General features: G+C 65.8%; 21 protein-coding genes. 7 read left to right on the top strand and 14 right to left on the bottom strand.

Annotated features, from left to right (window positions below):
* Positions 1–74 precede the first annotated feature (74 nt).
* On the top strand, positions 75–1,115 hold the full coding sequence (obgE, locus tag HDC29_RS03955; protein ID WP_179494589.1) for a GTPase ObgE: 1,041 nt from the start codon (positions 75–77) through the stop codon (positions 1,113–1,115).
* A 50-nt stretch (positions 1,116–1,165) separates the two neighbouring features.
* Entirely contained in the window at positions 1,166–1,957 is a 792-nt protein-coding gene (locus HDC29_RS03950) for a MipA/OmpV family protein (protein ID WP_179494586.1), read from the top strand.
* Between the two features lie 19 nt (positions 1,958–1,976).
* On the opposite strand, the gene HDC29_RS03945 is transcribed toward HDC29_RS03950, so the two are convergent.
* Positions 1,977–3,140, bottom strand: a complete 1,164-nt coding sequence (locus HDC29_RS03945) for a helix-turn-helix transcriptional regulator (RefSeq protein WP_179494584.1) — start codon at positions 3,138–3,140, stop codon at positions 1,977–1,979.
* 291 nt (positions 3,141–3,431) lie between these two features.
* Here HDC29_RS03945 and HDC29_RS03940 point away from each other — a divergent pair, with 291 nt between their 5' ends.
* The 4 genes from HDC29_RS03940 to sppA all read left to right on the top strand — a co-directional run bounded on the left by HDC29_RS03940 (position 3,432) and on the right by sppA (position 8,370).
* On the top strand, positions 3,432–4,037 hold the full coding sequence (locus HDC29_RS03940) for a hypothetical protein (RefSeq protein WP_179494582.1): 606 nt from the start codon (positions 3,432–3,434) through the stop codon (positions 4,035–4,037).
* Between the two features lie 254 nt (positions 4,038–4,291).
* Complete coding sequence (gene proB, locus HDC29_RS03935) at positions 4,292–5,398, top strand: glutamate 5-kinase (RefSeq protein ID WP_179494580.1); 1,107 nt, start codon at positions 4,292–4,294, stop codon at positions 5,396–5,398.
* A 14-nt stretch (positions 5,399–5,412) separates the two neighbouring features.
* The gene (locus tag HDC29_RS03930) at positions 5,413–6,309 is read left to right on the top strand and encodes an NAD(P)-dependent oxidoreductase (RefSeq protein WP_179497216.1); all 897 of its coding nucleotides are present in this window, start codon (positions 5,413–5,415) and stop codon (positions 6,307–6,309) included.
* A 78-nt stretch (positions 6,310–6,387) separates the two neighbouring features.
* The gene (gene sppA, locus HDC29_RS03925) at positions 6,388–8,370 is read left to right on the top strand and encodes a signal peptide peptidase SppA (protein WP_179494578.1); all 1,983 of its coding nucleotides are present in this window, start codon (positions 6,388–6,390) and stop codon (positions 8,368–8,370) included.
* 113 nt (positions 8,371–8,483) lie between these two features.
* Here the strand turns inward: sppA and HDC29_RS03920 are convergent, their stop codons facing one another.
* The 9 genes from HDC29_RS03920 to mdh all read right to left on the bottom strand — a co-directional run bounded on the left by HDC29_RS03920 (position 8,484) and on the right by mdh (position 20,349).
* Positions 8,484–9,386 carry an alpha/beta fold hydrolase gene (locus HDC29_RS03920; RefSeq protein WP_179494576.1) on the bottom strand — a complete coding sequence of 301 codons (903 nt, stop codon included), beginning with the start codon at positions 9,384–9,386 and terminating at the stop codon, positions 8,484–8,486.
* 21 nt (positions 9,387–9,407) lie between these two features.
* Positions 9,408–10,736, bottom strand: coding sequence for an oxygenase MpaB family protein (locus HDC29_RS03915; RefSeq protein ID WP_179494574.1), 1,329 nt, complete (start codon positions 10,734–10,736; stop codon positions 9,408–9,410).
* 36 nt (positions 10,737–10,772) lie between these two features.
* A complete protein-coding gene (locus HDC29_RS03910; protein ID WP_257018020.1) occupies positions 10,773–11,393 on the bottom strand; it encodes a trimeric intracellular cation channel family protein in 621 nt (206 codons plus the stop codon).
* Positions 11,394–11,402: 9 nt separating this feature from the next.
* Positions 11,403–12,740: an amidohydrolase gene (locus tag HDC29_RS03905; protein WP_218844293.1), complete on the bottom strand. Its 1,338-nt coding sequence runs from the start codon at positions 12,738–12,740 to the stop codon at positions 11,403–11,405.
* Positions 12,741–12,764: 24 nt separating this feature from the next.
* Positions 12,765–14,162, bottom strand: a complete 1,398-nt coding sequence (gene lpdA, locus HDC29_RS03900) for a dihydrolipoyl dehydrogenase (protein WP_179494570.1) — start codon at positions 14,160–14,162, stop codon at positions 12,765–12,767.
* A gap of 39 nt (positions 14,163–14,201) precedes the next feature.
* Positions 14,202–15,443, bottom strand: a complete 1,242-nt coding sequence (gene odhB, locus HDC29_RS03895; RefSeq protein ID WP_179494567.1) for a 2-oxoglutarate dehydrogenase complex dihydrolipoyllysine-residue succinyltransferase — start codon at positions 15,441–15,443, stop codon at positions 14,202–14,204.
* Positions 15,444–15,463: 20 nt separating this feature from the next.
* A complete protein-coding gene (locus tag HDC29_RS03890) occupies positions 15,464–18,286 on the bottom strand; it encodes a 2-oxoglutarate dehydrogenase E1 component (protein ID WP_179494565.1) in 2,823 nt (940 codons plus the stop codon).
* A gap of 85 nt (positions 18,287–18,371) precedes the next feature.
* The gene (gene sucD, locus HDC29_RS03885; RefSeq protein ID WP_179494563.1) at positions 18,372–19,262 is read right to left on the bottom strand and encodes a succinate--CoA ligase subunit alpha; all 891 of its coding nucleotides are present in this window, start codon (positions 19,260–19,262) and stop codon (positions 18,372–18,374) included.
* Between the two features lie 124 nt (positions 19,263–19,386).
* Positions 19,387–20,349 (bottom strand): malate dehydrogenase, encoded by a 963-nt coding sequence (mdh, locus tag HDC29_RS03880; RefSeq protein WP_179494561.1) that lies wholly within the window; start codon positions 20,347–20,349, stop codon positions 19,387–19,389.
* A 337-nt stretch (positions 20,350–20,686) separates the two neighbouring features.
* Here mdh and HDC29_RS03875 point away from each other — a divergent pair, with 337 nt between their 5' ends.
* The gene (locus HDC29_RS03875) at positions 20,687–21,730 is read left to right on the top strand and encodes a hypothetical protein (protein ID WP_179494559.1); all 1,044 of its coding nucleotides are present in this window, start codon (positions 20,687–20,689) and stop codon (positions 21,728–21,730) included.
* Here the strand turns inward: HDC29_RS03875 and zapE are convergent.
* The 4 genes from zapE to HDC29_RS03855 are packed head-to-tail and all read right to left on the bottom strand — an operon-like array spanning position 21,683 to position 25,069.
* Positions 21,683–22,822 (bottom strand): cell division protein ZapE, encoded by a 1,140-nt coding sequence (zapE, locus tag HDC29_RS03870; protein WP_179494557.1) that lies wholly within the window; start codon positions 22,820–22,822, stop codon positions 21,683–21,685. The two genes, HDC29_RS03875 and zapE, sit on opposite strands and share 48 nt — an antisense overlap.
* Positions 22,819–23,310: a PaaI family thioesterase gene (locus HDC29_RS03865; protein WP_179494555.1), complete on the bottom strand. Its 492-nt coding sequence runs from the start codon at positions 23,308–23,310 to the stop codon at positions 22,819–22,821. The genes zapE and HDC29_RS03865 overlap by 4 nt, the downstream gene beginning before the upstream one ends.
* On the bottom strand, positions 23,307–24,287 hold the full coding sequence (locus HDC29_RS03860) for an MBL fold metallo-hydrolase (RefSeq protein WP_179494554.1): 981 nt from the start codon (positions 24,285–24,287) through the stop codon (positions 23,307–23,309). The genes HDC29_RS03865 and HDC29_RS03860 overlap by 4 nt, the downstream gene beginning before the upstream one ends.
* Complete coding sequence (locus HDC29_RS03855; RefSeq protein WP_179494552.1) at positions 24,287–25,069, bottom strand: succinate dehydrogenase iron-sulfur subunit; 783 nt, start codon at positions 25,067–25,069, stop codon at positions 24,287–24,289. Before HDC29_RS03855 ends, HDC29_RS03860 begins: the two co-directional genes overlap by 1 nt.
* Positions 25,070–25,150 lie beyond the last annotated feature (81 nt).

The following is a 25,150-nucleotide window of genomic DNA, read 5'->3' as shown; positions in this document are numbered from 1 at the left end:
GGGTGTCTCGACTTCGCTCGACACGAGCGGGTTTAGAGGTTTAGTTTCGATTCCTCGCCCCTGAAGGCCCCGCCATGCACTTCCTCGACCAAGCCAAGATCTTCATCAAGTCCGGCGACGGCGGCCCCGGCGCCGTGTCGTTCCGGCGCGAGAAATATATCGAATATGGCGGCCCCGACGGCGGCAACGGCGGCAAGGGCGGCGACATCGTCTTCGAGGCGGTCGCGGGCCTCAACACGCTGATCGACTTTCGCTACACCCAGCATTTCAAGGCAAAGCGCGGGACCCCCGGCGCCGGGCGCGACCGCACCGGCGCGGGCGGCCCCGACCTCGTCATCCAGGTCCCCATCGGCACGCAGATCCTCGACGACGACGAGGAACGCAGCCTGCTCGCCGACTTGACCAAGGAAGGCGAGCGGCTCGTCTTCCTGCGCGGCGGCGACGGCGGGCGCGGCAATGCGAGCTACAAGAGCTCGACCAATCGCGCCCCGCGACAGCACGGACCGGGCTGGCCGGGCGAGGAAATGTGGGTTTGGCTGCGCCTCAAGCTGCTCGCCGACGCGGGGCTCGTCGGCCTGCCGAACGCGGGCAAGTCGACCTTCATCAACGCGGTGAGCAACGCGCAGGCCAAGGTCGGCGCCTATGCCTTCACCACGCTGCGCCCCCAGCTCGGCGTCGTCAGCCACAAGGGGCACGAGTTCGTCGTCGCCGACATTCCGGGGCTGATCGAGGGCGCCGCCGACGGCGCCGGGGTCGGCGACCGCTTCCTCGGCCATATCGAACGATGCCGCGTGCTGCTCCACCTCGTCGATGCGAATGACGAGGATGTCGCGACCAGCTACCGCATCGTGCGCGACGAGCTCGAAGCCTATGGCGCCGACCTGATCGACAAGCGGGTGATCGTCGCGCTCAACAAGACCGACACGCTCGACGACGAGTTGATCGCGGCGCTTTCGGCCGAACTCGAGGCCGAAAGCGGCCATCCGGTGATGGCGCTGTCGGGCGCGAGCGGCGCGGGCGTGCCTGAAGTGCTCGACAAACTGCTCGAAGCGATCGGCCACCCCGAACCCGGCGAGGACGAGAGCGAAGAAGCGAGCGACTGGTCGCCGCTTTAGGAACCAAGCCCGCCGCGGGGGATTTCATGCGGAACAACAAGGAGTTCCGTATGCCGTTTCGCCGCAACCTGCTTCTCCTGGCCGTCTTCGCCGCTCCGCTCGCCACCATTCCGGCGCAGGCGCAGGAGGACGAAGGCAGCGAAAAGCGTACGCGCATCATCCTCGGCCCCCAGCTCTCGCCGTCGTGGCCGGGCGCGGACAAGTTCAGCGTCGGCCCCTATATCGACGTCTCGCGCACGCGCGACAGCGAATTCGAGTTCGAAGCGCCCGACGAAAGCTTCGGCCAGCCGCTCGTCCATACGGGCAATTTCGCTTTCGGCCCCGCCCTGGGCTTCATCGGCAAGCGCAAGGCGTCCGACATCGGCGCCGACCTGCCCAAGGTCGGTTTCTCGATCGAGGCCGGGGGCTTCGCGCAGGTCGCGCTCACGCCGTCGCTCCGCATTCGCGCCGAAGGGCGCAAGGGGTTGAGCGGTCACAAGGGCTGGGTCGGCGAAGTCAGCGCCGATTATATCGCGCGCGAAGGCGATGACTGGCTCTTTTCGATCGGCCCGCGCGTCACCTTCGGCGACTCCAGATACACCCGCGCCTATTTCGGCGTGACTCCCGAGGCAGCGGTCGCCTCCGGGCTTCCCGCCTATGACCCGGACGGCGGGCTCCAGTCGGTCGGCGTCACCGCCGGCTATCACCGCATGCTCGGCCGCAATTGGGGCTTCGCGGTGTACGGCCGTTACGACCGGCTCGTAGGCGATGCCGCCGACTCGCCGGTGACGCGCGAACTCGGATCGCGCGGCCAGCCGTCGGCGGGAGTCGCGCTCAGCTATACTTTCGGCGGCGGCCGCTGAGCCCCCGCGCCGGAGGAAATCATGCTTCGCCCGGCGCCGGCAGCCTTGCGAGCAGCGCCACGAGTTGCGCCTGGCTGTTCGCGCCGGTCTTGCGGAAAATCCCCTTCAAAAGGAAACGCACCGCGTTGAGGCTGACGGCCCGCAGCGCGGCATAGTCCTGCAGCGTGTCGCCCGCGGCCAGCGCGACGGCGAGGCGCGCTTCGGCCGGGGTCAGGCCGAACCATTGCGCAACGCGGTCGATCTCGACCACCGGGGTTTCACCCGGCGAACTGCCGAGCGTGACGATCAACGAGGCGCCAAGGCGGACGCCGCCAAGCTGCTGCGCCGATTGCCGCGTGACGCGCGCGACGAGTACGGGGCATTCCTTGCCCGATGGCGCGACGGTCTGGAAGGCAAGGCCGGCGGGATCGGGGCTTTTGACGAGGTCGAGCAGCCGCTTCTGGCCGGGCGGATGGGTGAAGGCGAAGCGATCCTGCGCGGTCCGGATGAAGCCCGCGCGTTCGTAGCGCGCGGCGGGGGCGTTGGCGGCAAGGACGTTGAGCTGGTCGTCGAGGCTGAAGATCGCGAAGGGCGCAGCGTCGGCCGCCGCCCGCGCGGCGCCCGCGGCAAGGTCGAGCGTCGCGATCCGGTCGCTGATCCGCATCGCGCGCTGCATATGCGGCGCCAGCACGCGCAGGCCGCGTTTCAACCGTTCGACGTCGCGGTCGCCCGGGCCCGGGAGCATCAGCCCGAGCCGCTCGCCCCCGCGCCGGTCGAGCAGCACCGCGACCAGCCGGTCGATGCCCCATGGTTGCAGGAAATTGCGGAAGAATTCGGTTTCGGCGAACTCCGCGCGCGTCATGATATCGAAACTGTCGACAACGCTGCCATTGCCATAGCGCATCAGCTTGCGCGACCAGGGATGATTGCCGGCGTAAACCGCCGAATAGATTTCCTGCACCCCGGCGGCGAGGCCGCTCGCCGCGACAAAGCGCGCGCTCGGCGGATTGCTGCTTTCCCAGAGGATGAACGCCGCCTCCCAACTCAACGGACAGAGCGTGCCGGTGATGCGGGCGAGGGTTTCGTTCCAGCTTTCGGGATGAAGGACGGAATCATAGATTTCGCCGATCAGCGCGTTGAGCACCTCCCATTCGGCCGGCGCATTATGGTCGGTCGGAAAGGCCGGTCGCTGTTCGCCCTGCATGCACTTCTCCCCACAGAAGATACGCAGCCCCGGCATTTGACGGGAGCCGAACCGCAATGGCAAGCGCAATGCGACAAAATGAAAAAAATCCGCTCCCTACCCAGGTGGGTAGCGAAACAAGCGTGCGAATCGGTCATGAATGGCCTGCGACCCGAGGAAGGTGGAACCAAGGCCATCTTGCTCTCTTGAAGTCCGCCGGCTTGCCGGCGGACTTCATTTTTTGGGGCGCGGCTGGATTGGCAGCTATCCGACCGATTGCGGACATCAATCGTCCATGCGATGTTCCCAGTTATGAGCTTCTTCGTAACAATACTTCCGATCATCATTCTGGGTTTGTCGTCGGCTTCCGACACACCGGAACGCCCGGAATTGGTCAGCCCCGAGACCGCAGCCCAGCAAATCAAGGGATGTGGCGCAGGAGGGGTCGACATCCGTTATGAAGATCTTTTGCAGTCCTATGTCCTAACCGTTCGCGACGCATCAGAGGCGGAACTCCAATGTATCGAAAGGGCCGCCGGTTACCACGATGTCGAGCTGCCGCCTGAACTTCAGAAGGGATTTGATGAGATAAGAGCGGCCAAATATTCAGCAGCTTATCGAGAGGAGGCCACTGCTTGGCTGTCTAAGCGAGGGCTTCTTGACAAGGTATCAAAGCTTCGAGCCGCCGAAACGGATGATGCGGCATTTTCCAAAGAGCTAGAGGCGATTTGTGGCCCCGCTGCCAAGGGAGCTCTGAAATCAGAATACGGCCCGCGCACTATCAGTCCCGAATGGCTCCGGAAAATTCCTCTGCCACCAAGAGCCGAGGACGACGAGGCGATAGCATGCTTGATGGCTTCGGCTTCGGTCGGAGGCTTTGATATAGGTTTTATCGGGAACGAAGCTCCCTCCGAGTAGGTCGGCTTTCCACCCCAAAAACGCCATCAGAAAAATCGCTGTCCTACATTATCGCGGGCGCATAACCTCCGCCCCGCCATGCACGCTCTACGCTCAGCAGCACCCCACCTCCGCCCCCTCGCCCGGTTTCCGACGGGTATCATTATACCGAAGGGGAACGTGAACATTGACAACTTCGGAATAAAATTGCGCGAAAGCCGCCCCCGGGGACATTCGCATTGGCGGCGCACACGCATCGCGCTATCGGCGGCGCCATGAGCCTGTTTCCGCCCGCCGCCTGCCCCCGGCTGATCGTCAAGATCGGATCGGCGCTGCTCGTCGATCCGGCGGGCGCGGTGCGGCGCGACTGGCTTGCCGGGATCGCCGCCGACATCGGCGAGCGGACGCGCGCGGGCCAGCAAATCGCCGTGGTATCGTCGGGCGCGATCGCCCTCGGCGCGCGGCGGCTGGGGCTCGCCAAGGGCGGGCGCGGAACGCTGGAGGATGCACAGGCGGCCGCCGCGACCGGGCAGATCGCGCTGAGCCAGGTCTGGGCCGAAGTGCTCGGCGCCGAAGGGCTGACCGCGGCGCAGATGCTCGTGACGCTGGACGACCTCGAGCATCGCCGCCGCTATCTCAACGCCGCCGCGACGCTCGACCGGCTGCTCAGCCTCGGCGTCGTCCCGATCATCAACGAGAATGACAGCGTCGCGACCGAGGAAATCCGCTTCGGCGACAACGACCGCCTCGCCGCGCGCGTCGCGCAGGCGGCGGCGGCGGGCGGGGTGATCCTGCTCTCCGATATCGACGGCCTCTATGACCGCAATCCGGCGCAGGACGGCGCGGTCCATATTGCGCGCATCGAACGCATCGACTCGGCCATCGAGGCGATGGCCGATACCGGCTCCGCCTCGGGCATGGGATCGGGCGGGATGGTGTCGAAAATCGCGGCGGCGCGCATCGCCAACGCCGCGGGCGCGCATCTCGCGATCGCATCGGGCCGGATCGACCGGCCGCTGTCGACCGAAGCGCGGCACACATTGTTCGCCGCCGAAAAAGGCGCGAGCGCGCGCAAGGCGTGGCTCGCGGGCGGCTTGACCGCGAAGGGCCGGATCGAGATCGACGCGGGCGCCGCCAAGGCGCTGCAAGGCGGCGCGAGCCTGCTCGCCGCGGGTGTGACCGCGGTCAGCGGCAGCTTCGCGCGCGGCGACATCCTCGACATCGCCGGTCCCGACGGACGCGTCATCGCGCGCGGCCTCTCCGAATATCCGGGCGCCGACGCCGCCAACATCGCCGGCCTCGGCCGCGATGCGCAAGAGGCGGCGCTCGGCTATGCGCCGCGCAGTGCGATGGTCCACCGCGACCATATGGTCTTGCTGTGAAACCCGTCCTCGCGATGACCGGCGCGACCGGCTTCGTCGGCGGGGCGACGATGCGCGACGCCGTCGCGGCGGGTTGGCATGTCCGCGCCCTCACCCGCCGGCCGCAGCCCGAACAGGGCGGCGTGACGTGGATCGAGGGTGCGCTCGACCAGTCCGACAGCCTCGCCGAAATGGCGGCGGGCGCCGATGCCGTCATGCACATCGCTGGCGTGGTCAACGTACCCACCCGCGCCGCCTTCGAGGCGGGCAATGCGACCGCCACCGCCAATGTCGTCGATGCCGCCCGCGGTGCCGGGGTAACGCGCTTCGTCCATGTCTCCTCGCTTGCGGCGCGCGAACCCGGCCTCTCCAACTACGGCTGGTCGAAGGAGCGCGCCGAGGCTGCCGTGAAGGATAGCGGGCTCGACTGGACGATCGTGCGCCCGCCCGCGGTCTTCGGGCCCGGCGATACCGAGATGCTCGACCTGTTCCGCATGGCGCGGCGCGGCATCGCGCTGGTGCCCAGCGGGCGCATGTCGGCGATCTATGTCGACGAACTCGCGCGGCTGCTCGTGACGCTCGCCGCCGATCGCGGCGCGAGCATCGGTCAGATTTACGAGCCCGACGACGGCAAACCGACCGGCTGGTCGCACCGCGGCTTCGCCCGCGCCGTCGCGCGCGCCGTCGGACGCCAGCGCCTCTCGACGCTCGCGACCCCGGCCTTGCTGCTCAAGGCCGGCGGCCGGCTCGACACGCTGGTGCGTCGCAGCCGCGCCAAGCTGACCCCTGACCGCGCGCGCTATATCGCGCATCCCGACTGGGTCGCGACCGAGGGCGCGTGCCCGCCCGCCGACCTCTGGCGGCCCCAGCTGGGCACCGACGACGCGCTTGCCGAAACGGTGCGCTGGTACCGCCGCGAAGGCTGGCTCTGATGTCGCCGGTATGGCTGCGCCGTTCGCCCGTCGAAGCGTGCATTGCCAAGGGCGAGGCGCATCCCTAGGTTTGCGGGCATGACCGACAGCACCACGAGCGCTCCCAACGATCCCGCCGGCCCCTGGGCCATCCCCGTCCGCCGCCCGCTTCCGGGCGAGGACAAGCCCAAGTCGACGACCAGCTTCCCACGCAAGGTCTGGAACCTGCTCGTCGGGATCAAGGATGCGCTTGCGCTGATCTTCCTGCTGCTCTTCTTCGTCGCCTTGTTCGGCCTGCTCGCCGGACGCCCGAACGCCGGCCTGCCGGTCAGCGAAGGCGCATTGCTGGTCGAACTCGACGGCATCGTCAGCGAACAACCGTCGGAAGTCGACCCGCTTTCCGCGCTGTCGGGCGGCGCGGGGCTCAAGGAAATCCGCGTCCGCGACGTCGTCCATGCGTTGGAGGTCGCCGCCGATGACAAGCGCGTGACCTCGGTCGTGCTCGACCTCGACCGTTTCCTCGGCGGCGGTCAGGTGTCGCTCGCCGAAATCGGCGCCGCGGTCGACAAGGTGCGCGCGAAGAAAAAGCCCGTGCTCGCCTTTGCCACCGCCTACACCACCGACAGCTACCAGATTGCGTCGCACGCGAGCGAAATCTGGGCCGACAGCATCGGCGGCGTCGCGATCGCCGGACCGGGCGGATCGCGCCTCTATTACAAGGGGTTGATGGACCGGCTCGGCGTCACCGCGCATATCTACCGCGTCGGAACCTTCAAGAGCGCGGTCGAGCCTTTCCTCCGCACCGACCAGTCGCCCGAAGCCAAGGAAGCAGACCTTGCCTATGCCGGGGTGCTCTGGGAAAACTGGCTGAGCGACGTCAAAAAGGCGCGCCCGGCGGCGAAGATCGACGCCTATATCGCCGACACCGCCGGCGCGGTGAAGGCCGCGGGCAACGACTTGTCGAAAGCCTCGTTCGATGCCGGCCTCATCGACAAGCTCGGCAGCCGCATGGCGTTCGACCGCCGCGTCGCCGAGATCAGCGGCGTTGCCGACGACAGCAAGCCGTGGGAATATAATGCGATCCCGCTCGAAAACTGGGTCGCCGCCAACCCGCCCGAGCAGAAGGGCAGCGCGATCGCGGTCGTCCCCGTCGTTGGCGAGATTGTCGATGGCGAAGCGCCGAGCGGCGTCGCCGGCGGCGAAACCGTCGCGCAGCACATTCTCGATGCCGCCGCCGACAGCAGCATCAAGGCGATTGTCCTGCGCGTCGATTCACCCGGCGGGTCGGTTCTCGCATCCGAAGAAATCCGCCAGGCGCTGCTCGCCGCGAAGGCCAAGAAGCTGCCGATCGTCGTCTCGATGGCGAATGTCGCGGCGTCGGGCGGCTATTGGGTTTCGACCCCCGCCGACCGCATCTTTGCCGAGCCCGAGACGATCACCGGATCGATCGGCGTGTTCGGCATCTTGCCCAGCTTCGACCAGGCGCTCGCGAAGATCGGGGTCAATGCCGACGGGATCGCAACGACGCCGCTGTCGGGCCAGCCCGACGTCTTCGGCGGCGTGAACGACGAGTTCAACGCACTCGCGCAGGCGAGCGTCGAAGACATTTATGCCCGCTTCACCGGCCTTGTCGCGAAGAGCCGCAAGCAGCCGCTCGAGAAAATCCTGCCCATCGCCGAAGGGCGCGTCTGGGCGGGCGGCACCGCGCGCCAGATCGGCCTTGTCGACCAGTTCGGCGGCCTGCCCGATGCGCTGGCCGCTGCGGCGAAGCTCGCCAAGGTCGACGGCGATTTTCATGCCAAATATTTCGAGGACGAGCCGAGCGAATTTTCGAAGATGCTCGCGAGTTGGTCGGGCGCCGAGGAAGAAACTGCGGCGCTTCCGCGCGGCTGGTTCGGCATCGCCGCGATGAACCGCCAGCTCACCGAACGGCGGCTGGTGCAGGACCTCACGATGCTGACGCAGGCGGGGTCGGTACAGGCCTCGTGCCTCGATTGCCGGGCATATCTGCCCGCCGTTCCGCGGCCGGGCAAGGCGGAGGCGAAGGGCTTCTTCGGGGCGCTGGCGCTGCTGCTGAAATAAGGATATTCCCCTCCCGCTTGCGGGAGGGGTCAGGGGAGGGCCTGTTTCGAACCCGACCCGCGCGTGATCGACATACCCTCCCCCGACCCCTCCCATAAATGGGAGGGGAGCGATCAGGCCGCCTCCGCGACCGCCTTGACGTGCTCGGCAATCGCATCGGCCAGCGTATCGACCAGCGCGAGCGGCAGGTCGTGCCCCATACCGGGGATCGTCAGCAGCCGCGCGCCCTTGATATTCTCCGCCGTGTCGCGCCCGCCAGGCAGCGGCACCAGCGGATCGTCCTCGCCATGGATCACCAGTGTCGGCGCCTTGATATCCTTCAGCATCGCACGCCGGTCGCCATCGGCGACGATCGCCGCCATTTGCCGCGCGACGCCCGGCGGATACCAGCCACGTTCGAAATCGGCCCGCACGCGGCGCTGCAGCCGGTCTTCCGCCGACGGATAGCCGGGGCTGCCGATCACGCGCGCGGCATTGACCGAGTATGCGATCAGCGCCTCCTTGTCGCCATTCATCGGACGGTTGGCGAGCACCTGCATCGCTTCCTTCTGCGCGCGCGGCAGGCGGCGGTTGCCCGTCGTCGACATCACCGAAGTCAGCGACAACACGCGCTCCGGATAGCGCGCGGCGATATGCTGCGAGATCATCCCGCCCATCGACACGCCCACGACATGCGCACGGTCGATGCCAAGGTGGTCGAGCAGGCCGACGCCGTCGGCGGCCATGTCGGCAAGCGTATAGGCAGGGCGCACCGGCAGCCCGATCACCGATTTGACGATCATCCACTTCACATTGGGAATGCCCGCCGCCTCGAACCGCGTCGACAGACCGACGTCGCGATTGTCATAGCGGATGGTGCGGAAACCGCGTTCGTTCAGCGCATCGACGAATTCGTCGGGCCAGAGCGTCAATTGGCCGCCGAGCCCCATGACCAGCAGGATGACCGGCGCGCCCTTCGGGCCCTTGTCCTCATAAGTGATGCTGATGCCGTTAACGGCCGCCTGCTCTGTCTGCATGAAAATCCTTTGGTTCGAAAGTTAGCTCGCCGTCGCAGGCTTGTAATGCGCGGCGTCGGATGTGAATTCGGCGCGACCATATTCGGCCAGCTGGCGCTCGATCCGATGCACGAGGCGGCGATCGGCGAGGTGGCGGATGAACGGCATGCGTGAGGCGACACGGTACGCCGCCATGCGCCCCGCGATGCCGAGCATCGTCGCGCCATAGATGAGATGATCGCGGCGCCGCACCGGCACCCCGACGCTTGCCGCACGGCCCTCGTCCCCGGCGAGGAACGCCTTCACGAAGAAGACGCGGCTGACCGAATATTCGAGGCGGCGTTTGACCTGCCCCTTCGGCGACATGTCCTTCGACAGTTCGGCGTCCATCGTCGCGCGGAGCAAGCCCCCGCAGACCACGTCGTCATATTCGTAGCGGAGCGTCGCGCTGCGCGTGCGCCAGATGCGGACGATTTCCTGCGGCGTGTCTGCAAGCAGATCCTCGGGCAGCCCCAGCAGGTAGCAGCGATAGCGCGCCAGCTCGACGCGCGCCCGTTCGAGCCGCGTGAAGCTGGTGCGCCCCTTCGCCAGCACCTCCTGCGACAGGAAATAGACGGGGATCAGCCCCGCCGGCATCTGATCGAGCTGCGGGATCGGCATGCCATAGGTTTCGGCGTCCCACATGCCGGGGCGCGACAGCACGTTGACGCGCACCATCGAGTGCATCAGCCGCACCATCGCCGCAGCCTTGAACCCCGGTCCAAAGCGATCGAGCGCGCCGGGCAGAGCCGTCGTGGCGAAGAAAGTCGCGGTTTCCTTGACCCGCCGTGCCGCAGTCGCCTGGCCGAGCGTGCCGGTCAGCGCCATCGGCAGCGCCGAATATTTGTTGAGGAAGGTCGCGATGAAGGCGCCGCGGATCAGGAAGGGTGACAGGTGCGCGGTGGCGTTGCGTTCATAGGCGGCTCCTTCCTCGACCAACTGCATGTCGAGCCACTCGGGCTTCTGCTCCATCTCGTGGATCAGCGCGGCGAGTTCGGGCGGTGCGTCTTCGACCGCATCGATGCCCTTGTCACACGCATCGACGAGCATCGCGACGGTGCGCTGGAAGCCGTAACGCGGCATCAGCGCCGCATAGGCGTCGCCCGTCCGGTCGCCGAGCATCGTATATTCGCGGATGCGCCCTAGCAGGTCGGGATCCTCCAGATAGGACGCACGGTCGATGCTGCGGACGCGGCTCAGCTCGCTGACTGCATCGGCCTCGGGCGCCCAGCGTTCGGGCGCCTTGTCAAAATCGAAGCGACCGAACAGCTCGGGCAGGGCGTCCGCCTGGCCCCTCACCCGGCGGGCGATGGTGCTGACATCACTGTTCATAAGGCGAAACTGCCACAGTTTCGCGATTTGGCAAGCCTATTGCCCGCGATAGGTCGGTAGCGCGAGTGACCAGTGGATCGCCGCACCGCGCAGGATGAAGCCTGCGACCGCGCCCGCAACGGCCGCGACCGGCGTTCCCGTACCCAGCGATTGCAGCAGCAGAAACAGTCCCGAAGCGAGCGCGGCCGCGGTCACATAGACCTCCGGGCGCATGATGATCGATGGCACGCCGGCAAGGATATCGCGGATCGTGCCCCCAACGCAGCCGGTAATGACCCCCATCATCAGTGCCGGGACCGGGGGCACGCCCCACGCCAGCGCCTTCGCCGTGCCGAACACGGCATAGGCAGCAAGTCCGACCGCATCGGCCCATTCGAGCAATTGCCCCTGCCACCAACGTTCGGGGGTAAGCCAGACGATCAGTGCGATCGCAATACACACCGCCGCAATCGCGCCGTCCTGCACCCAGAAGACCGGCGCGCCGATCAACAGGTCGCGCACACTGCCGCCACCAACGCCCGTGACGAGCGCAAAGAAGGCGGCGGTCACGAGGGTCTGGCGCAAGCGCACCGCCATCAGCGCGCCCGACAGCGCGAAAACGCCGATCCCGATCAGGTCGAGCAGGCGGACGATCAGCGCGTTGTCGAACTCGAACAAGACGCGAGCCTATTTCGCGGCTGGCCGTACGCCACCAACGATCGAAAGGACGATCGCGGTCACGGCGTTGCGGATCGCCGGTTCGGCCTTCGGCGCGAAGAACGGCGAATGATTGGTCGGTGCGGGTTCGCCCTTTGCCTTGAGCTCGGCGAGCATGGCGGGGTCATAACCCCCTATTCCGAAGAAAAGCGACGGGACACCCGCGTCCACGAACTCCGAAAAATCCTCGCTTCCCGACATCGGCGTCGCACTTGCCGGCGCGAAAGCCAGGCCCTTGCCGAAAACCGGCGTCAGGACGGTTACCGCCGCATTGGCCATCGCCTCGTCGTTCGTCATCACGCCGGTTCCGCTTAGATAGCGGATCGTCGGCTCGGGCGCGCCGCCCATCGCGGCTGCGGATTTCGCGACGCGCGCGGCCCCGTCGCGCAGCAGCTTGCGCACTTCGGGCGATTGCGAGCGCAGATTGACCTTCACCTCGGCGCTGTCGGGGATGATGTTCGGTGCGCTGCCGGCGTTGATCGCCCCGATGGTCAGAACGCCGAAGGCGGCCGGATCCTTCTCGCGGCTGATCACCACCTGCGTATCGGTGACGAAGCGCGCCGCGATAGGGATTGGGTCGATCGTTGCAGCGGGCATCGATCCGTGTCCGCCGCGCCCGTGAAAAGTGATCGAATAGCTGTCCGATGCCGACGAGGAGGCTCCCGCCTTGATCGCGACGACGCCCGCCGGAAGGTTGGTAACATGCGCCGCGAAACCGAAATCGGGTTTTGGAAATCGCTCGAAGAGGCCGTCGTCGAGCATCGCCCGCGCGCCGATGAGCGGTTCTTCGGCGGGCTGGCCGATGAGAACCACGGTACCCGACCAGCTGTCGCGCATCGCGCTGAGCGCCCGTGCGACACCGACCAGATAGGCGACATGTGTGTCGTGGCCGCACGCGTGCATTACCGGCACATCCTTGCCTTCATAGGTCGCGCGCGCCTTGCTCGCCCAGGCGAGCCCGGTCTTTTCCTCCATCGGCAGCGCGTCCATGTCGGCGCGCACGAGGATCGTCGGCCCCTCGCCATTCCTGAGCACGCCGACGACTCCAGTCCCGCCGACCTTCTCGGTCACGGTGAAGCCAGCCTTGCGCAGATGCTGCGCGAGGATGCCCGCAGTGCGAACCTCCTGCATCCCGAGCTCGGGGTGCTGGTGCAGATCCTTGTAGATCGCCTCGAGCGTCGGGTAGTTCTTGTCGAGCAGCGCCGCTAGCTGAGCTTGGGCCGCGTTCAGGTCGGGTGTGGCCTGCGCGCCGGTTGCCGCGAGGGAGAGTGCCAGCGAAGCCGCTGCCCAGAGCCCGTGCGTCGCCATGATACTCTCCCGCATTTGGCTTCGTCAGACGTGGATCGGCTTGCCCGTCACGGCCATCGCGGCTTCCTTGATCGCTTCACTGTGCGTCGGATGCGCGTGGCAGGTATAGGCGATGTCTTCCGACGTCGCGCCGAATTCCATCGCCTGCGCCGCCTGCGCGATCATCGTGCCGGCAACGCTCGCGATGCACCACACGCCGAGCACGCGATCGGTCTTGGCATCGGCGATGACCTTCACGAAACCGTCGGGCTCATGATTGGTCTTGGCGCGGCTGTTGGCGAGCATCGGGAATTTGCCAACCTTGACCTCGCCCTTTTCCTTCGCCTGTTCTTCGGTCAGACCGACGCCGGCGATCTCGGGCCAGGTGTAGACGACCGACGGGATGACGTCGTGGTTCACGATGCCGGTCAGCCCCGCGATATTCTCGGCGCAGGCGATGCCTTCATCCTCGGCCTTGTGCGCGAGCATCGGGCCGGGGATGACGTCGCCGATCGCCCAGATGCCCGGAACCTGCGTCGCAAAATCATGGTCGGTTTCGATCTGGCCACGCTGGTTGACCGCAAGGCCCGCCTTGTCGAGGCCAAGGCCGTCGGTGTTCGGACGGCGGCCGATCGACACCAGCACGACATCGGCTTCGAGCGTTTCGGCACCGCCGCCGGCTGCGGGTTCGAGCGTCAGGACCGCCTTCTTGCCTTTCACTTCAGCCTTCGTCACCTTGGTCTTGAGTTTGAACTCGATACCCTGCTTCTTGAAGATCTTGTTCGCTTCCTTGCGGACGTCGCCGTCCATGCCGGGCAGGATCTGGTCGAGGAACTCGACGCAGGTCACTTTCGCACCGAGGCGGCGCCACACGCTGCCGAGTTCGAGCCCGATCACGCCGCCGCCGATGACGACCATGTGGCCCGGAACCTTCGCGAGTTCGAGCGCGCCGGTCGAATCGACGATGATCTGCTTGTCATTATCGACCGCAACGCCGGGCAGCGGGGTCACCGACGATCCGGTCGCGATGATGATATTCTTGGCGCGATAGGCCTTGCCCGCGACTTCGACACTGTCTTTCGACGTGAACTGGGCATAGCCCTTCAGCCAGTCGACCTTGTTCTTCTTGAACAGGAATTCGATGCCGCCGGTCAGGCCCTTCACGGCATCGATACGCTGGCCGTGCATCGTCGGCAGGTCGAGTTCGGGCTTCACCTTGATACCCATCTTCGCCATCGAGCCGCCCGCCGCCGCTTCGAAATATTCGGACGCATGCAGCATCGCCTTCGACGGGATACAGCCGACGTTGAGACAGGTGCCGCCAAGCGTCTCGCGCCCTTCGGCGCACGCGGTCTTCAGGCCCAGCTGCGCTGCGCGGATCGCCGCGACATAGCCGCCGGGGCCAGCACCGATAACAAGGACGTCGTAGTCATAATCAGCCATTTGTCGTTCCTTTACCCCTCGGGGGACGGGGAGAAATCTTTAGAGATCGATCAGGAGGCGGGTCGGATCCTCGATCGCTTCCTTGATCGTCTTGAGGAAGGTCACCGCTTCACGGCCGTCGATCAGGCGGTGATCATAGCTGAGCGCGAGATACATCATCGGGCGGACGACGACTTCGCCGTTCACGACCACGGCACGATCCTCGATGCGGTGGAGCCCGAGCACCGCCGACTGGGGCGGGTTGATGATCGGGGTCGACATCAGCGAGCCGAAGACCCCACCGTTCGAGATGGTGAAGGTACCGCCGGTCATGTCGTCCATCGTCAGCGTGCCTTCCTTCGCCCGCTTGCCGAAATCGCCGATCGTCTTTTCGATATCGGCGAACGACAGCGTCTCGGCATTGCGGATGACGGGGACGACGAGGCCGCTCGGGCCGCTAACCGCGACCGAGATGTCCATGTAATTATTATAGACGATCTCCTCGCCCTCGATCCGGCCGTTGACCGCCGGAATGTCCTTCAGGGCAAGGCACGCCGCCTTGGTGAAGAAGCCCATGAAGCCGAGGCGCACGCCATGCTTCTTTTCGAACAGGTCCTTGTATCGGCCCCGCGCCTCGATCACCGCCGACATATCGACGTCGTTGAAGGTCGTCAGCATAGCCGCCGTGTCCTGCGCCGACTTGAGCCGCTTGGCGATCGTCTGGCGCAGGCGCGTCATCTTGACGCGCTCTTCCTGACGGCCCGGCGCGCCGCTGGCTGCCGGTGCGGGCGCGGCGGCGGGCGCCGGAGCGGCGGCGGGCGCCGCGCTGGCGGCGGCCAGCACATCTTCCTTGGTCAGGCGGCCATCCTTGCCGGTGCCCTGGATCTTGGTCGGGTCAACGCCATGTTCGAGCACGAGGCGACGCACCGCGGGTGACATGGTCGTCACGGTATCGACGCCGTCGCTGGCCGGGGCAGCGGTCGCGGCAGGTGCCGGCGCCGCGGCTTCGGCTTTCGCAGCCGGCGCGGGAGCAGCAGCGGCAGGCGCCGGCGCGGCGGCCGCACCGCCCGCCTCGACCGTCGCGATCGTCGCGCCGACATTGACCGTGTCGCCCACAGCGGCGAGTTGCTGGCCCATCACGCCGGCGACCGGCGACGGCACTTCGACCGCGACCTTGTCGGTCTCGAGGCTCGCGATGGGTTCGTCGAGCGCAACCGCTTCGCCGGGCTTCTTCAGCCATTCGCCGATCGTCGCTTCGGTAACGCTTTCGCCCAGCGTGGGGACTTTGACTTCGGTGCTCATAGGTGCAGTTCCTTAGGGGATCAGGCTTTTTTCTTGGTACGGCGGATTTCGGCACGGACCGACAGACCCAGCGCGTCGGCGACGAGCGCCGACTGTTCGGTCTGGTGGCGGCTCATCAGGCCGGTGGCGGGTGAAGCTGCCGCGGCACGACCGGCGTAGCGCGGACGCATGCCCTTCTTGCCTGCTTCGATCAGCGATTCCTCGATCAACTCGTTGACGAAGAACCAGGCGCCGTTGTTGCGCGGCTCCTCCTGCGCCCAGACGACATCCTCGAGCTTCGGCATCCGCTTCAGTCGAATCGCGAGCGCCTCCCCCGGGAAGGGATAGAGCTGTTCGATGCGGATCACCGTCGTATCGGTGAGCCCAGCGGCGTCGCGCGCCTCCATCAGGTCGTAACCGACCTTGCCCGAACAGAGGACGACGCGCTTGATGTCCTGGTCGGCGGGTGGCGCGCGATCCGACATGATGCGACGGAAATGCGCGTCGCCGATGAAGTCGCTGCGTTGCGAGACCGCCAATTTGTGGCGGAGCAGCGACTTGGGCGTCATGATGATGAGCGGCTTGCGGAACGAGCGAAGCATCTGGCGGCGCAGGACGTGGAAATAGTTCGACGGAGTCGAAATATTGCACACCTGGATATTGTCGCCGGCGCACAGTTGCAGGAAGCGTTCGAGGCGCGCCGAGCTATGCTCCGGACCCTGTCCTTCATAGCCGTGCGGCAACAACATCACGAGGCCGTTGGCGCGCAACCACTTGGCCTCGCCCGCGGCGATGAACTGGTCGATCATGATCTGCGCGCCGTTGGCGAAATCGCCGAACTGCGCTTCCCAGAGCACCAGGCTCTTCGGATCGGCCATCGCATAGCCATATTCGAAGCCGAGCACGCCATATTCGGAGAGCGGGCTGTCGAGCACCTCGAACCGGCCATGTGGCACTGTCGTCAGCGGGATATATTTCGCCTCGGTTTTCTGATCGACCCAGACCGCGTGGCGCTGGCTGAAGGTACCGCGGCCCGAATCCTGGCCCGACAGGCGCACCTGATAGCCTTCGCTCAGCAAGGTGCCGAAGGCGAGACTTTCTGCGGTCGCCCAGTCGAACATTTCGCCGTCCTTTTTGTCGGCGAACATCGCGCCGCGCGCGTCGATCACGCGGCGGAGCGTCTTGTGGGCCTCGACGTCGGCGGGAATCGTCGTCAGCGTGCGGCCGATCGAATCGAACAGCTTTTCCGAAACGCCCGTCGCGATGTTGCGGCGCGCATTTTCGGGATCGGTCGGTGCATAAAGCCCCGACCAGCGGCCCGCGAACCAGTCGGCCTTGTTCGGCTTGTAAGTCTTCGCCGCTTCGAAATCGCCTTCCAGCCGCGCGGTGAATTCGGCGCGATGCGCGTCGGCCCAGCCCGCTTCGATCACGCCCTCGTCCTGCAGCATCGCCGCGCAAAGCTGCGACACCGGCGGATGCTTGCGGATGCGTTCGTACATCAGCGGCTGGGTGAACGAGGGCTCGTCACCTTCATTGTGGCCGAAGCGGCGATAGCACCACATGTCGATCACGACGTCGCGCTTGAACTGCTGGCGGAAATCGATCGCGATCTTGCACGCAAAGGTCACGGCCTCGGGATCGTCGCCGTTGACATGCAGGATCGGCGCCTGGACGCCCTTGGCGACGTCCGATGGATACGGCGACGAGCGTGCGAACTGCGGGCTGGTCGTGAAGCCGATCTGGTTGTTCACGATGAAGTGGATGCAGCCGCCGGTATTGTAACCGCGGATGCCCGAGAAGCCGAGGCATTCCCAGACGATCCCCTGCCCAGCAAAGGCCGCGTCGCCGTGGATCAGCACCGGCAGTACCTGTTCATGCTTTTGCAGGTCGTCGCGAACGACCTGCTGCGCGCGAACCTTTCCGAGCACGACCGGGTCGACCGCTTCGAGGTGCGAGGGGTTGGGAACCAGCGACATATGCACCGAAATCCCGTCGAATTCGCGGTCGGTCGAGGTGCCGAGGTGATATTTGACGTCGCCCGAACCGCCGATGTCGTCGGGGTTCGCGCTGCCGCCGGCGAATTCGTGGAAAATCACCTGATAGGGCTTCGCCATGACGTTCGCGAGCATGTTGAGCCGCCCGCGATGCGCCATCCCGTAAACGATTTCCTTCACGCCATATTGGCCGCCATATTTGATGATCGATTCCATCGCGGGAATCATCGCCTCGCCGCCGTCCAGCCCGAAGCGTTTGGTGCCGACATATTTACGCGCGAGGAATTTCTCCCACTCCTCGGCCTCGATCACCTTTTTCAGGATCGCCTGCTTGCCTTCCTTGGTGAATTCGACGCTCTTGTCGGCGCCCTCCATCCGGTCCTGCAGGAAACGCCGCTCCTCGACGTCGGAAATGTGCATATATTCAAGGCCGACATGGCCGCAATAATTGGCCTGAAGTATGCTGACAATCTCGCGCACCGTCGCGCGTTCGAGGCCCAGCGTGCCACCCAGCCAGACCGGGCGGTCGAGATCGGCGCCGACGAAGCCGTGATATTCGGGCGTCAGGTCGGCAGGCAGCTCGCGCTGGATCAGGCCGAGCGGGTCGAGGTTGGCGGCAAGGTGACCGCGCACGCGATAGGTGCGGATCAGCATCATCGCGCGGATCGAATCATCGGCGGCGCGCTCGACCTCGGCGCTCGACAGCGCGGCGCCCCCCTTCGTAGCCGCAGCCTTCACCGCGACCTGCATCTGCTGCGGGTCGAGCGCGGCGGTCAGGTCGTCGCTGTCGATGACGGGCCAGTTCTTGGGCGCCCAGCTCGGGCCGGCCTGCGGCTCGTCGATATCGAAGCTTTGTCGTTCGAGGTTCATCTGCTTTTCCACGGGGAGGAAGGGGTAGGTATTTTCATATGGGGAGCGGAGGCCCGCCGGCAAAGGGCGCCGGCGGGCCGCCTGCTCAGACGCATTCCTTGAGCACTTCGGCGAGCGTCGTGCCGAGTTCAGACGGGCTCGCCGACACCTTGATGCCTGCGGCTTCCATGGCCGCGATCTTGCTTTCGGCGTCGCCCTTGCCGCCCGACACGATCGCCCCGGCGTGGCCCATGCGGCGCCCCGGAGGCGCCGTTCGGCCCGCGATGAAGCCAGCCATCGGCTTTTTGCGGCCGCGCTTCGCTTCGTCGATCAGGAACTGCGCCGCCTGCTCCTCGGCGTCGCCGCCGATTTCGCCGATCATGATGATCGATTTGGTCGCCTCGTCGGCAAGGAAGAGTTCGAGCACGTCGATGAAGTTGGTGCCGTTGACGGGGTCGCCGCCGATGCCGACCGCGGTGGTCTGGCCAAGGCCGACGTTCGTGGTCTGGAACACCGCTTCATAGGTGAGCGTGCCCGAGCGCGAGACGACGCCGACGCTGCCCTTTTTGAAGATGTTGCCGGGCATGATGCCGATCTTGCATTCTTCGGGGGTCAGCACGCCGGGGCAGTTCGGGCCGATCAGGCGCGACTTCGAACCCGACAGCGCGCGCTTCACCTTGACCATGTCGAGCACCGGAATGCCCTCGGTGATGCAGACGATCAGCTCGATCTCGGCGTCGATCGCCTCGAGGATCGAGTCGGCGGCAAACGGCGGCGGCACATAGATGACCGACGCGGTCGCGCCGGTCGCATGCTTCGCTTCGTCGACGGTGTTGAACATCGGCAGGCCGATGTGCGTCGTGCCGCCCTTGCCCGGCGTCACGCCGCCGACCATCTGCGTGCCATAGGCTAGCGCCTGTTCGGTGTGGAAAGTGCCGGTGGCACCCGTCATCCCTTGCGTGATGACCTTGGTATTCTTGTCGATGAGAATGCTCATAAATTTCGTTCCGTTTCTCGTGCCCCTGCGAACGCAGGGGCCCATCTCCAAATCTCTCGGCCACCCGCCGCCCGATCTTTTGGGGCGCAGGTGATGGGCCCCTGCGTTCGCAGGGGCACGGATATCAGGCGAGGCTGGGATCCAGCGCCTTGCACGCGTCGAGCAGTTCCTTGACCGCATCCACCGACACCTGAAGGCCCGCCTTGTCGGCATCGTCGAGTTCGATCTCGACGATCTTCTCGACCCCGCCCGCACCGATCATCACCGGCACCCCGACATAGAGGCCGTCGAGGGCATACTGGCCGTCAACGTAAGCTGCACAGGGCAAGATGCGCTTCTGGTCACCCAGATAGGCTTCGGCCATCGCGATGCCCGAGGCTGCGGGCGCATAGAAGGCCGAGCCGGTGCCGAGCAGCGCGACGATCTCGCCGCCGCCGCCGCGCGTGCGCTTGACGATCGCCTCGATCTTGTCCTGCGACGACAGGCCCATCTTGACGAGGTCGGGAACGGGGATGCCGTTGACCGTCGAATAGCGAACGACGGGAACCATCGTGTCGCCATGGCCGCCGAGCACGAAGGTGTTCACATCCTTCACCGACACGGCGAATTCGTCGGCGATGAAGTGGCTGAAGCGTGCCGAATCGAGCACGCCGGCCATGCCGACGACCTTGTTGTGCGGCAGGCCCGAGAATTCGCGCAGCGCCCAAACCATCGCGTCGAGCGGGTTGGTGATGCAGATGACAAAGGCGTCGGGAGCGTTCGCCTTGATGCCCTCGCCGACGGCTTTCATGACTTTCAGGTTGATGCCGAGCAGGTCGTCGCGGCTCATCCCCGGCTTGCGGGCGACACCGGCGGTGACGATGATGACGTCGGCGCCGGCGATGTCGGCATAGTCGTTCGTGCCGGTGATCTTCGCGTCGAAGCCCGCGATCGGGCCGACCTGCGACAGGTCGAGCGCCTTGCCCTGCGGCACGCCTTCGACCACGTCGAACAGGACGACGTCGCCCAGTTCCTTCTGCGCGGCGAGCAGCGCCAGCGTCCCGCCGATATTCCCGGCTCCGATCAATGCGATCTTCTTGCGTCCCATGGCGCGCGGCACTCCCTTCCTGGCAAGCCCGGCAATTGGTTCACAGACCGGCGGGAGCACGGGCTAAAGCTCCGATCCGGTCCCAAGACTGGCGACGCCCCTACGCCGATTCCCTTAAGGAAACAACAGCGAAAAGGTCGAAAAACCGCCTTTTTTTGCAAATAGTTCGCAATAACGATAAGAGATCCGAAATATGGTTTCGAGGTCAGGCTGGCGCGTGATATTGTCGCGACGCAACGGGTTCGCGGCAGAATGGAACAAAAATGCGCTGTCCGAATAAGGTATCGCCACGAGGGCGATTAACCCTCCCTTATTCCCGCTTTGTTACGCGCCTGTCGTGACACGCGCGATCATCAGCTTCGACACCGAATTGTCGGCCGGCCTCTATCAACGGGGTCGTGACGCGCGCGCCAATTTCGAAAGCTCGATCCTCGGCCGCTGCCGCGACGGCGATTTCGGCATCCATTTCCAGATGGACATGCTGGAAGGATATGGGCTCAAGGGCGTGTTCTTCGTCGATCCGATGCCCGCGCTCGTCCACGGCCCGTCGATCGTCCGCGACATCGTCGCCCCGATCGTCGCGCGCGGTCACGAAGTGCAATTGCACCTCCACACCGAATGGCTCGCCTTCGCGCGATTCAGCCCGGTCGGGCGGCTGACGGGGCGAAACATCGGCGACTTCCCGTTCGCGGCGCAGAAAAAGCTGATCGGGCTGGCGGCCGACATGCTGGTGCGCGCCGGCGCGCCCGACCCGGTCGCTTTTCGCGCCGGCAATTTCGGCGCCAACGACGATACGCTGCGCGCGCTGGACGCGCTCGGCTTCCTTTTCGACAGCAGCTTCAACGGGGCCCATGTCGGCCAGGGCTGTGATATCGCGCTCGACCGCCACAACATCGGGATGCGCCTGCATCACGGTGTCTGCGAGGTGCCGGTCAGCGGCCTGATGGATGGCATCGACAGTTTTCGCCCGGCGCAGCTGTGCGCGATGTCCGAAGAAGAAATGCGCGACGCGCTCGATCATGCGGCCACGAGCGGCGCGATCCAGTTCTCGGCCTTCAGCCACAGCTTCGAGTTGCTCAGCCGCGATCGCGCGGTCCCCAACCGGCTGGCGATCACGCGCATGGAGGCGCTGTGCCGGGCGGTCGCCGCCGACCGCCGTGTGACCAACGGCGGCTTCGCCAACCTGCCCCAGCCGCCGGCGCGGCCGGGGCCGATCAGGGTGCCCGAACCGCGACCGTTCCGGACGCTCCGCCGCACCGCCGAGCAGGCGGCGGGGCATTTCGCGCACGAAATGCGCTATGTCCGCAGCCTCGCCTATGTCGCCGCCAACACGTCACGCTGGGGGAAGATCGCCGGCGGCATCCTGTTGGCCATGGCCTAGGGCGAGATAGGCGTCCGACTGCATTTCGGCGAGGCGGCTCGCGGTTCGCTCGAATTCGAACGCCCCGTCGCCCGCGACATAGAGCTGGTCGGGCATCGCCGCGGCGCTGGCGAGCAGTTTCACCTTATATTCGTAAAGCGCATCAATCAGCGTCACAAAACGCGCCGCCTCGTTGCGGTTTTCCGGCCCCATGCGCGGGATCCCCACGATGATCACGGCGTGGAAATGCCGCGCCACGGCGAGATAGTCGGCGGCGCCCCGCGCCTCGCCGCACAATCGCTTGAACGAAGAGACCGCGACGCCTTTCAGCGCCTTGGGCACATGCAATATCCGCCCGCCGCCGACGTCAAGATCGAGGCTCGGAACATGCGCCCGGTCCTCGGGCGGATAGTCGGTGAGGCGGAAGAAGGCGGCCGACAGCGCGGCACTCGCGGCTTCATCGGCGGGAACGAACCAGCGCGCGCCGTCGCCCAGCCGGTCGCGGCGGTAATCGGTCGGCCCGTTCAGCCCCATCACGTCGAGCCGCTCCTCGACGAGCGCGATGAAGGGCAGGAAATGCTCGCGGTTGAGCCCGTCCTTGTAAAGATCCTGGGGCGGACGGTTCGACGTCGCCACCATGGTCACGCCATGTTCGATCAACGCGGTGAACAGGCGCGAAAGGATCATCGCGTCCGCGCTGTTGTTCACGACCATCTCGTCGAAGGCGAGGCAGCGCGTATTTTCGGCGAGCGCCTCGGCAACGAGCGGGATCGGGTCGCCGCTCTCGCTCTTTCTGACCTCGCGCATCCGCGCATGGACGTCGAGCATGAAGGCGTGGAAATGGACGCGTCGCTTCCGCTGGATGGCGAGCTGGTCGTAGAACAGGTCCATCAGCATCGACTTGCCGCGCCCGACCGCGCCCCACAGATAGACGCCGGTCAGCGCCTCTGGCTTGCGCCCTGCAAGCCGCCACAGCAGGCTGCCGCGGCGCGGCGCGGCCTCGAGTTCGGCCTGCAGCCGGTTCAGCCGCTCGGCGGCGGCACGTTGCTCGGGATCGGGACGAAGCTCGCCCGCCGCGACGAGCGCGTCATAGGCCGCAAGGACGGTGGTCACTTCGAGTTCGCCTTGCGGATCGTTCCAGCGAAGCTCAGCACGATATGGCTGTCGCCGTCACCCTGTACGACCAGCCCGCGCAGGAAGATCAGCCGGCCGGTCTCGCGCACCAGTTCGACCACGGCATCGAGCGGTTCCCCCACCCGCCCCGCGCCGACGAATTGCGTCGACAGATCGAGCGTCACCGAATGCCCCGCATTGAGCGAACCGAACTGGTGCGACGCGGCGAACAGCGCAATATCGACGAGCGCGAGCGTCACCGCGCCATGGACATTATCTCCCAGGTTGCTGTGCTTGCGTTCGGGAAGCATCCGCACCCTTGCGCGCGGGCGGCCATCCTCGGTCGGCGCTTCGACGCGCACCGTCAGCGGTTCGATGAAGCTGTTGAACCGCGTCGGATCCTTGAGATCCCAGCTGATCCAGCCGCCGTCCAGTTCCTCGGCGCTGAAATATTCGCGGCGCTTCGGCTCCTCTATCCCGTCGTTCATACCCTGCAATATCCGTCCAGTTTTCCCGAGCGAACAAGTTCGCCATAATAGTCGGCCATCGCCTTCGCGCGCACGGTGTCGCTGCCGATCCATTTTTCGGCGCCCGCGAGCCAGCCAGCCGAGCAGGTCACAAGCGCGCCGGCCCCCTTGGCGCAAGCGATAAATTCGTCGAACGCCGCGTGCCACTGGTTAAAATCGGCCATCGGCATGATCGGCCCGTGACCCGGAACAATTTGCTCGGCGCCCGATGCCGCGACCTCGTCCAGTGCCTTCAACCAGCCCTCCGGGCAGGCGGTATCGAGAAAGGGGGCGGGAACCGTCACCAGATCGCCGACGATCGCACGCTTCTGTGCCGCATCGTAGATCCAGAGGTCGCGCTCCGTGACGGCATGGCGCGCGACGCGCAGCGACAGCGGCCGGCCCGCGATCGACATGTCGCGCGATTCGTCGACGACGATGTCAGGCCGCAGTTCCGCTCCGCGCGCGATGGTCGCGAGATCGCTCTCGACTTCCGCAATCGCGCTTGCCGGAATAGCTCCCTCGGCCAGCGCCTTGCGCGACGATTCGGCGCTCTTCGCTAGGAAGCCGGTCAGCGCCCCATCGATCGCCGATGTGCCATAGACCTTGATATCCGGAAACGCGGCCTTCAGCGCCGGATTGCCGCTGACATGATCGAGATGCCAGTGCGTGTTGACGATCGCGACGGGCGTCATGCCGATCCCGCTTAGCCCCTGCTTGATCGCCATGAGATGCGCGTCGTGGCGCCCGCTGTCGATCACGAAAGCGCCCTCGGGCCCATAGAGGATCAGGCTGTTGCCGTCGGGCGAGCGGCCGGGATCGAAGCCACCGCCGATCAGGAAAGTCGCCCCGCCGATGCCATGCGCATAGGTGCGCGGCATCGCCGCATATTCGACCTCGGGATTGGCGGCACAACCGGCGCATGCCAGCGCGAGCAGCGCCGGCAGCCACCTCCCCATCAGACGTGCCGCTCGGCTTCCAGCTTCTTGATTTCGGCGATCGCGCGCGCGGGGCTGAGGCCCTTCGGGCACGCATTGGCGCAGTTCATGATCGTGTGGCAGCGATAGAGGCGGAAGGGGTCTTCGAGCTCGTCGAGCCGCTCGCCCGTCATCTCGTCGCGGCTGTCTGCGAGCCAGCGATAGGCCTGAAGCAGGATCGCGGGGCCAAGGAACTTGTCGCTGTTCCACCAATAGCTCGGGCAGCTGGTCGAGCAGCAGGCGCACAAGATGCACTCGTAGAGTCCGTCGAGCTTTTCGCGTTCCTGGGGCGATTGCAGCCGTTCCTTGCCGCTCGGCGTCGTCGTCTTGGTCTTGAGCCAGGGTTCGATCGACGCATATTGCGCATAAAAATGGGTGAAGTCGGGGACGAGGTCCTTGATCACGTCCATCGCGGGCAGCGGCGTGATCGTGATGTCGCCCTTCAGATCCTCGATCGCGGTGGTGCAGGCGAGGCCGTTCTTGCCGTTCATGTTCATCGAACAGCTGCCGCAAATGCCTTCCCGGCACGAACGGCGGAAAGTCAGCGTCGAATCCTGCTCGCTCTTCATCTTGATGAGCGCGTCGAGCACCATCGGGCCGCATTTTTCGGTGTCGATCTCGAACGTGTCGAAATGCGGGTTCTGACCCTTGTCGGGGTCGTAACGATAGACCTTGAATTTCTTGACGGCGGTCGCACCCTCGGCCTTGTGGACCTTGCCCGTCTTTTGCGGGCGGCTGTTCTTGGGCAGGACAAATTGGGCCATATCGCGGTCTTCCCTATGCAATTGCGCGCTGCCTAGACCCGAATGGCGGCCTCGACAAGGGGGTGAACGCGCGAAAGCCGC

It is taken from the genome of Sphingopyxis sp. JAI108 (assembly GCF_013410105.1).
Classification (GTDB): domain Bacteria; phylum Pseudomonadota; class Alphaproteobacteria; order Sphingomonadales; family Sphingomonadaceae; genus Sphingopyxis; species Sphingopyxis chilensis.
Note: the sequence above shows the minus strand (reverse complement) of the source record. Positions and strands in the feature narration are given on the sequence as shown.

What these genes read in the sequence shown, in the direction of transcription:
- obgE (WP_179494589.1), top strand. Translation starts at nt 75, where the DNA reads ATGCACTTCCTCGACCAAGCCAAGATCTTCATCAAGTCCGGCGACGGC.
- HDC29_RS03950 (WP_179494586.1), top strand. Translation starts at nt 1,166, where the DNA reads ATGCCGTTTCGCCGCAACCTGCTTCTCCTGGCCGTCTTCGCCGCTCCG.
- HDC29_RS03945 (WP_179494584.1), bottom strand. Translation starts at nt 3,140, where the DNA reads ATGCAGGGCGAACAGCGACCGGCCTTTCCGACCGACCATAATGCGCCG.
- HDC29_RS03940 (WP_179494582.1), top strand. Translation starts at nt 3,432, where the DNA reads ATGAGCTTCTTCGTAACAATACTTCCGATCATCATTCTGGGTTTGTCG.
- proB (WP_179494580.1), top strand. Translation starts at nt 4,292, where the DNA reads ATGAGCCTGTTTCCGCCCGCCGCCTGCCCCCGGCTGATCGTCAAGATC.
- HDC29_RS03930 (WP_179497216.1), top strand. Translation starts at nt 5,413, where the DNA reads ATGACCGGCGCGACCGGCTTCGTCGGCGGGGCGACGATGCGCGACGCC.
- sppA (WP_179494578.1), top strand. Translation starts at nt 6,388, where the DNA reads ATGACCGACAGCACCACGAGCGCTCCCAACGATCCCGCCGGCCCCTGG.
- HDC29_RS03920 (WP_179494576.1), bottom strand. Translation starts at nt 9,386, where the DNA reads ATGCAGACAGAGCAGGCGGCCGTTAACGGCATCAGCATCACTTATGAG.
- HDC29_RS03915 (WP_179494574.1), bottom strand. Translation starts at nt 10,736, where the DNA reads ATGAACAGTGATGTCAGCACCATCGCCCGCCGGGTGAGGGGCCAGGCG.
- HDC29_RS03905 (WP_218844293.1), bottom strand. Translation starts at nt 12,740, where the DNA reads ATGGCGACGCACGGGCTCTGGGCAGCGGCTTCGCTGGCACTCTCCCTC.
- lpdA (WP_179494570.1), bottom strand. Translation starts at nt 14,162, where the DNA reads ATGGCTGATTATGACTACGACGTCCTTGTTATCGGTGCTGGCCCCGGC.
- odhB (WP_179494567.1), bottom strand. Translation starts at nt 15,443, where the DNA reads ATGAGCACCGAAGTCAAAGTCCCCACGCTGGGCGAAAGCGTTACCGAA.
- HDC29_RS03890 (WP_179494565.1), bottom strand. Translation starts at nt 18,286, where the DNA reads ATGAACCTCGAACGACAAAGCTTCGATATCGACGAGCCGCAGGCCGGC.
- sucD (WP_179494563.1), bottom strand. Translation starts at nt 19,262, where the DNA reads ATGAGCATTCTCATCGACAAGAATACCAAGGTCATCACGCAAGGGATG.
- mdh (WP_179494561.1), bottom strand. Translation starts at nt 20,349, where the DNA reads ATGGGACGCAAGAAGATCGCATTGATCGGAGCCGGGAATATCGGCGGG.
- HDC29_RS03865 (WP_179494555.1), bottom strand. Translation starts at nt 23,310, where the DNA reads ATGAACGACGGGATAGAGGAGCCGAAGCGCCGCGAATATTTCAGCGCC.
- HDC29_RS03860 (WP_179494554.1), bottom strand. Translation starts at nt 24,287, where the DNA reads ATGGGGAGGTGGCTGCCGGCGCTGCTCGCGCTGGCATGCGCCGGTTGT.
- HDC29_RS03855 (WP_179494552.1), bottom strand. Translation starts at nt 25,069, where the DNA reads ATGGCCCAATTTGTCCTGCCCAAGAACAGCCGCCCGCAAAAGACGGGC.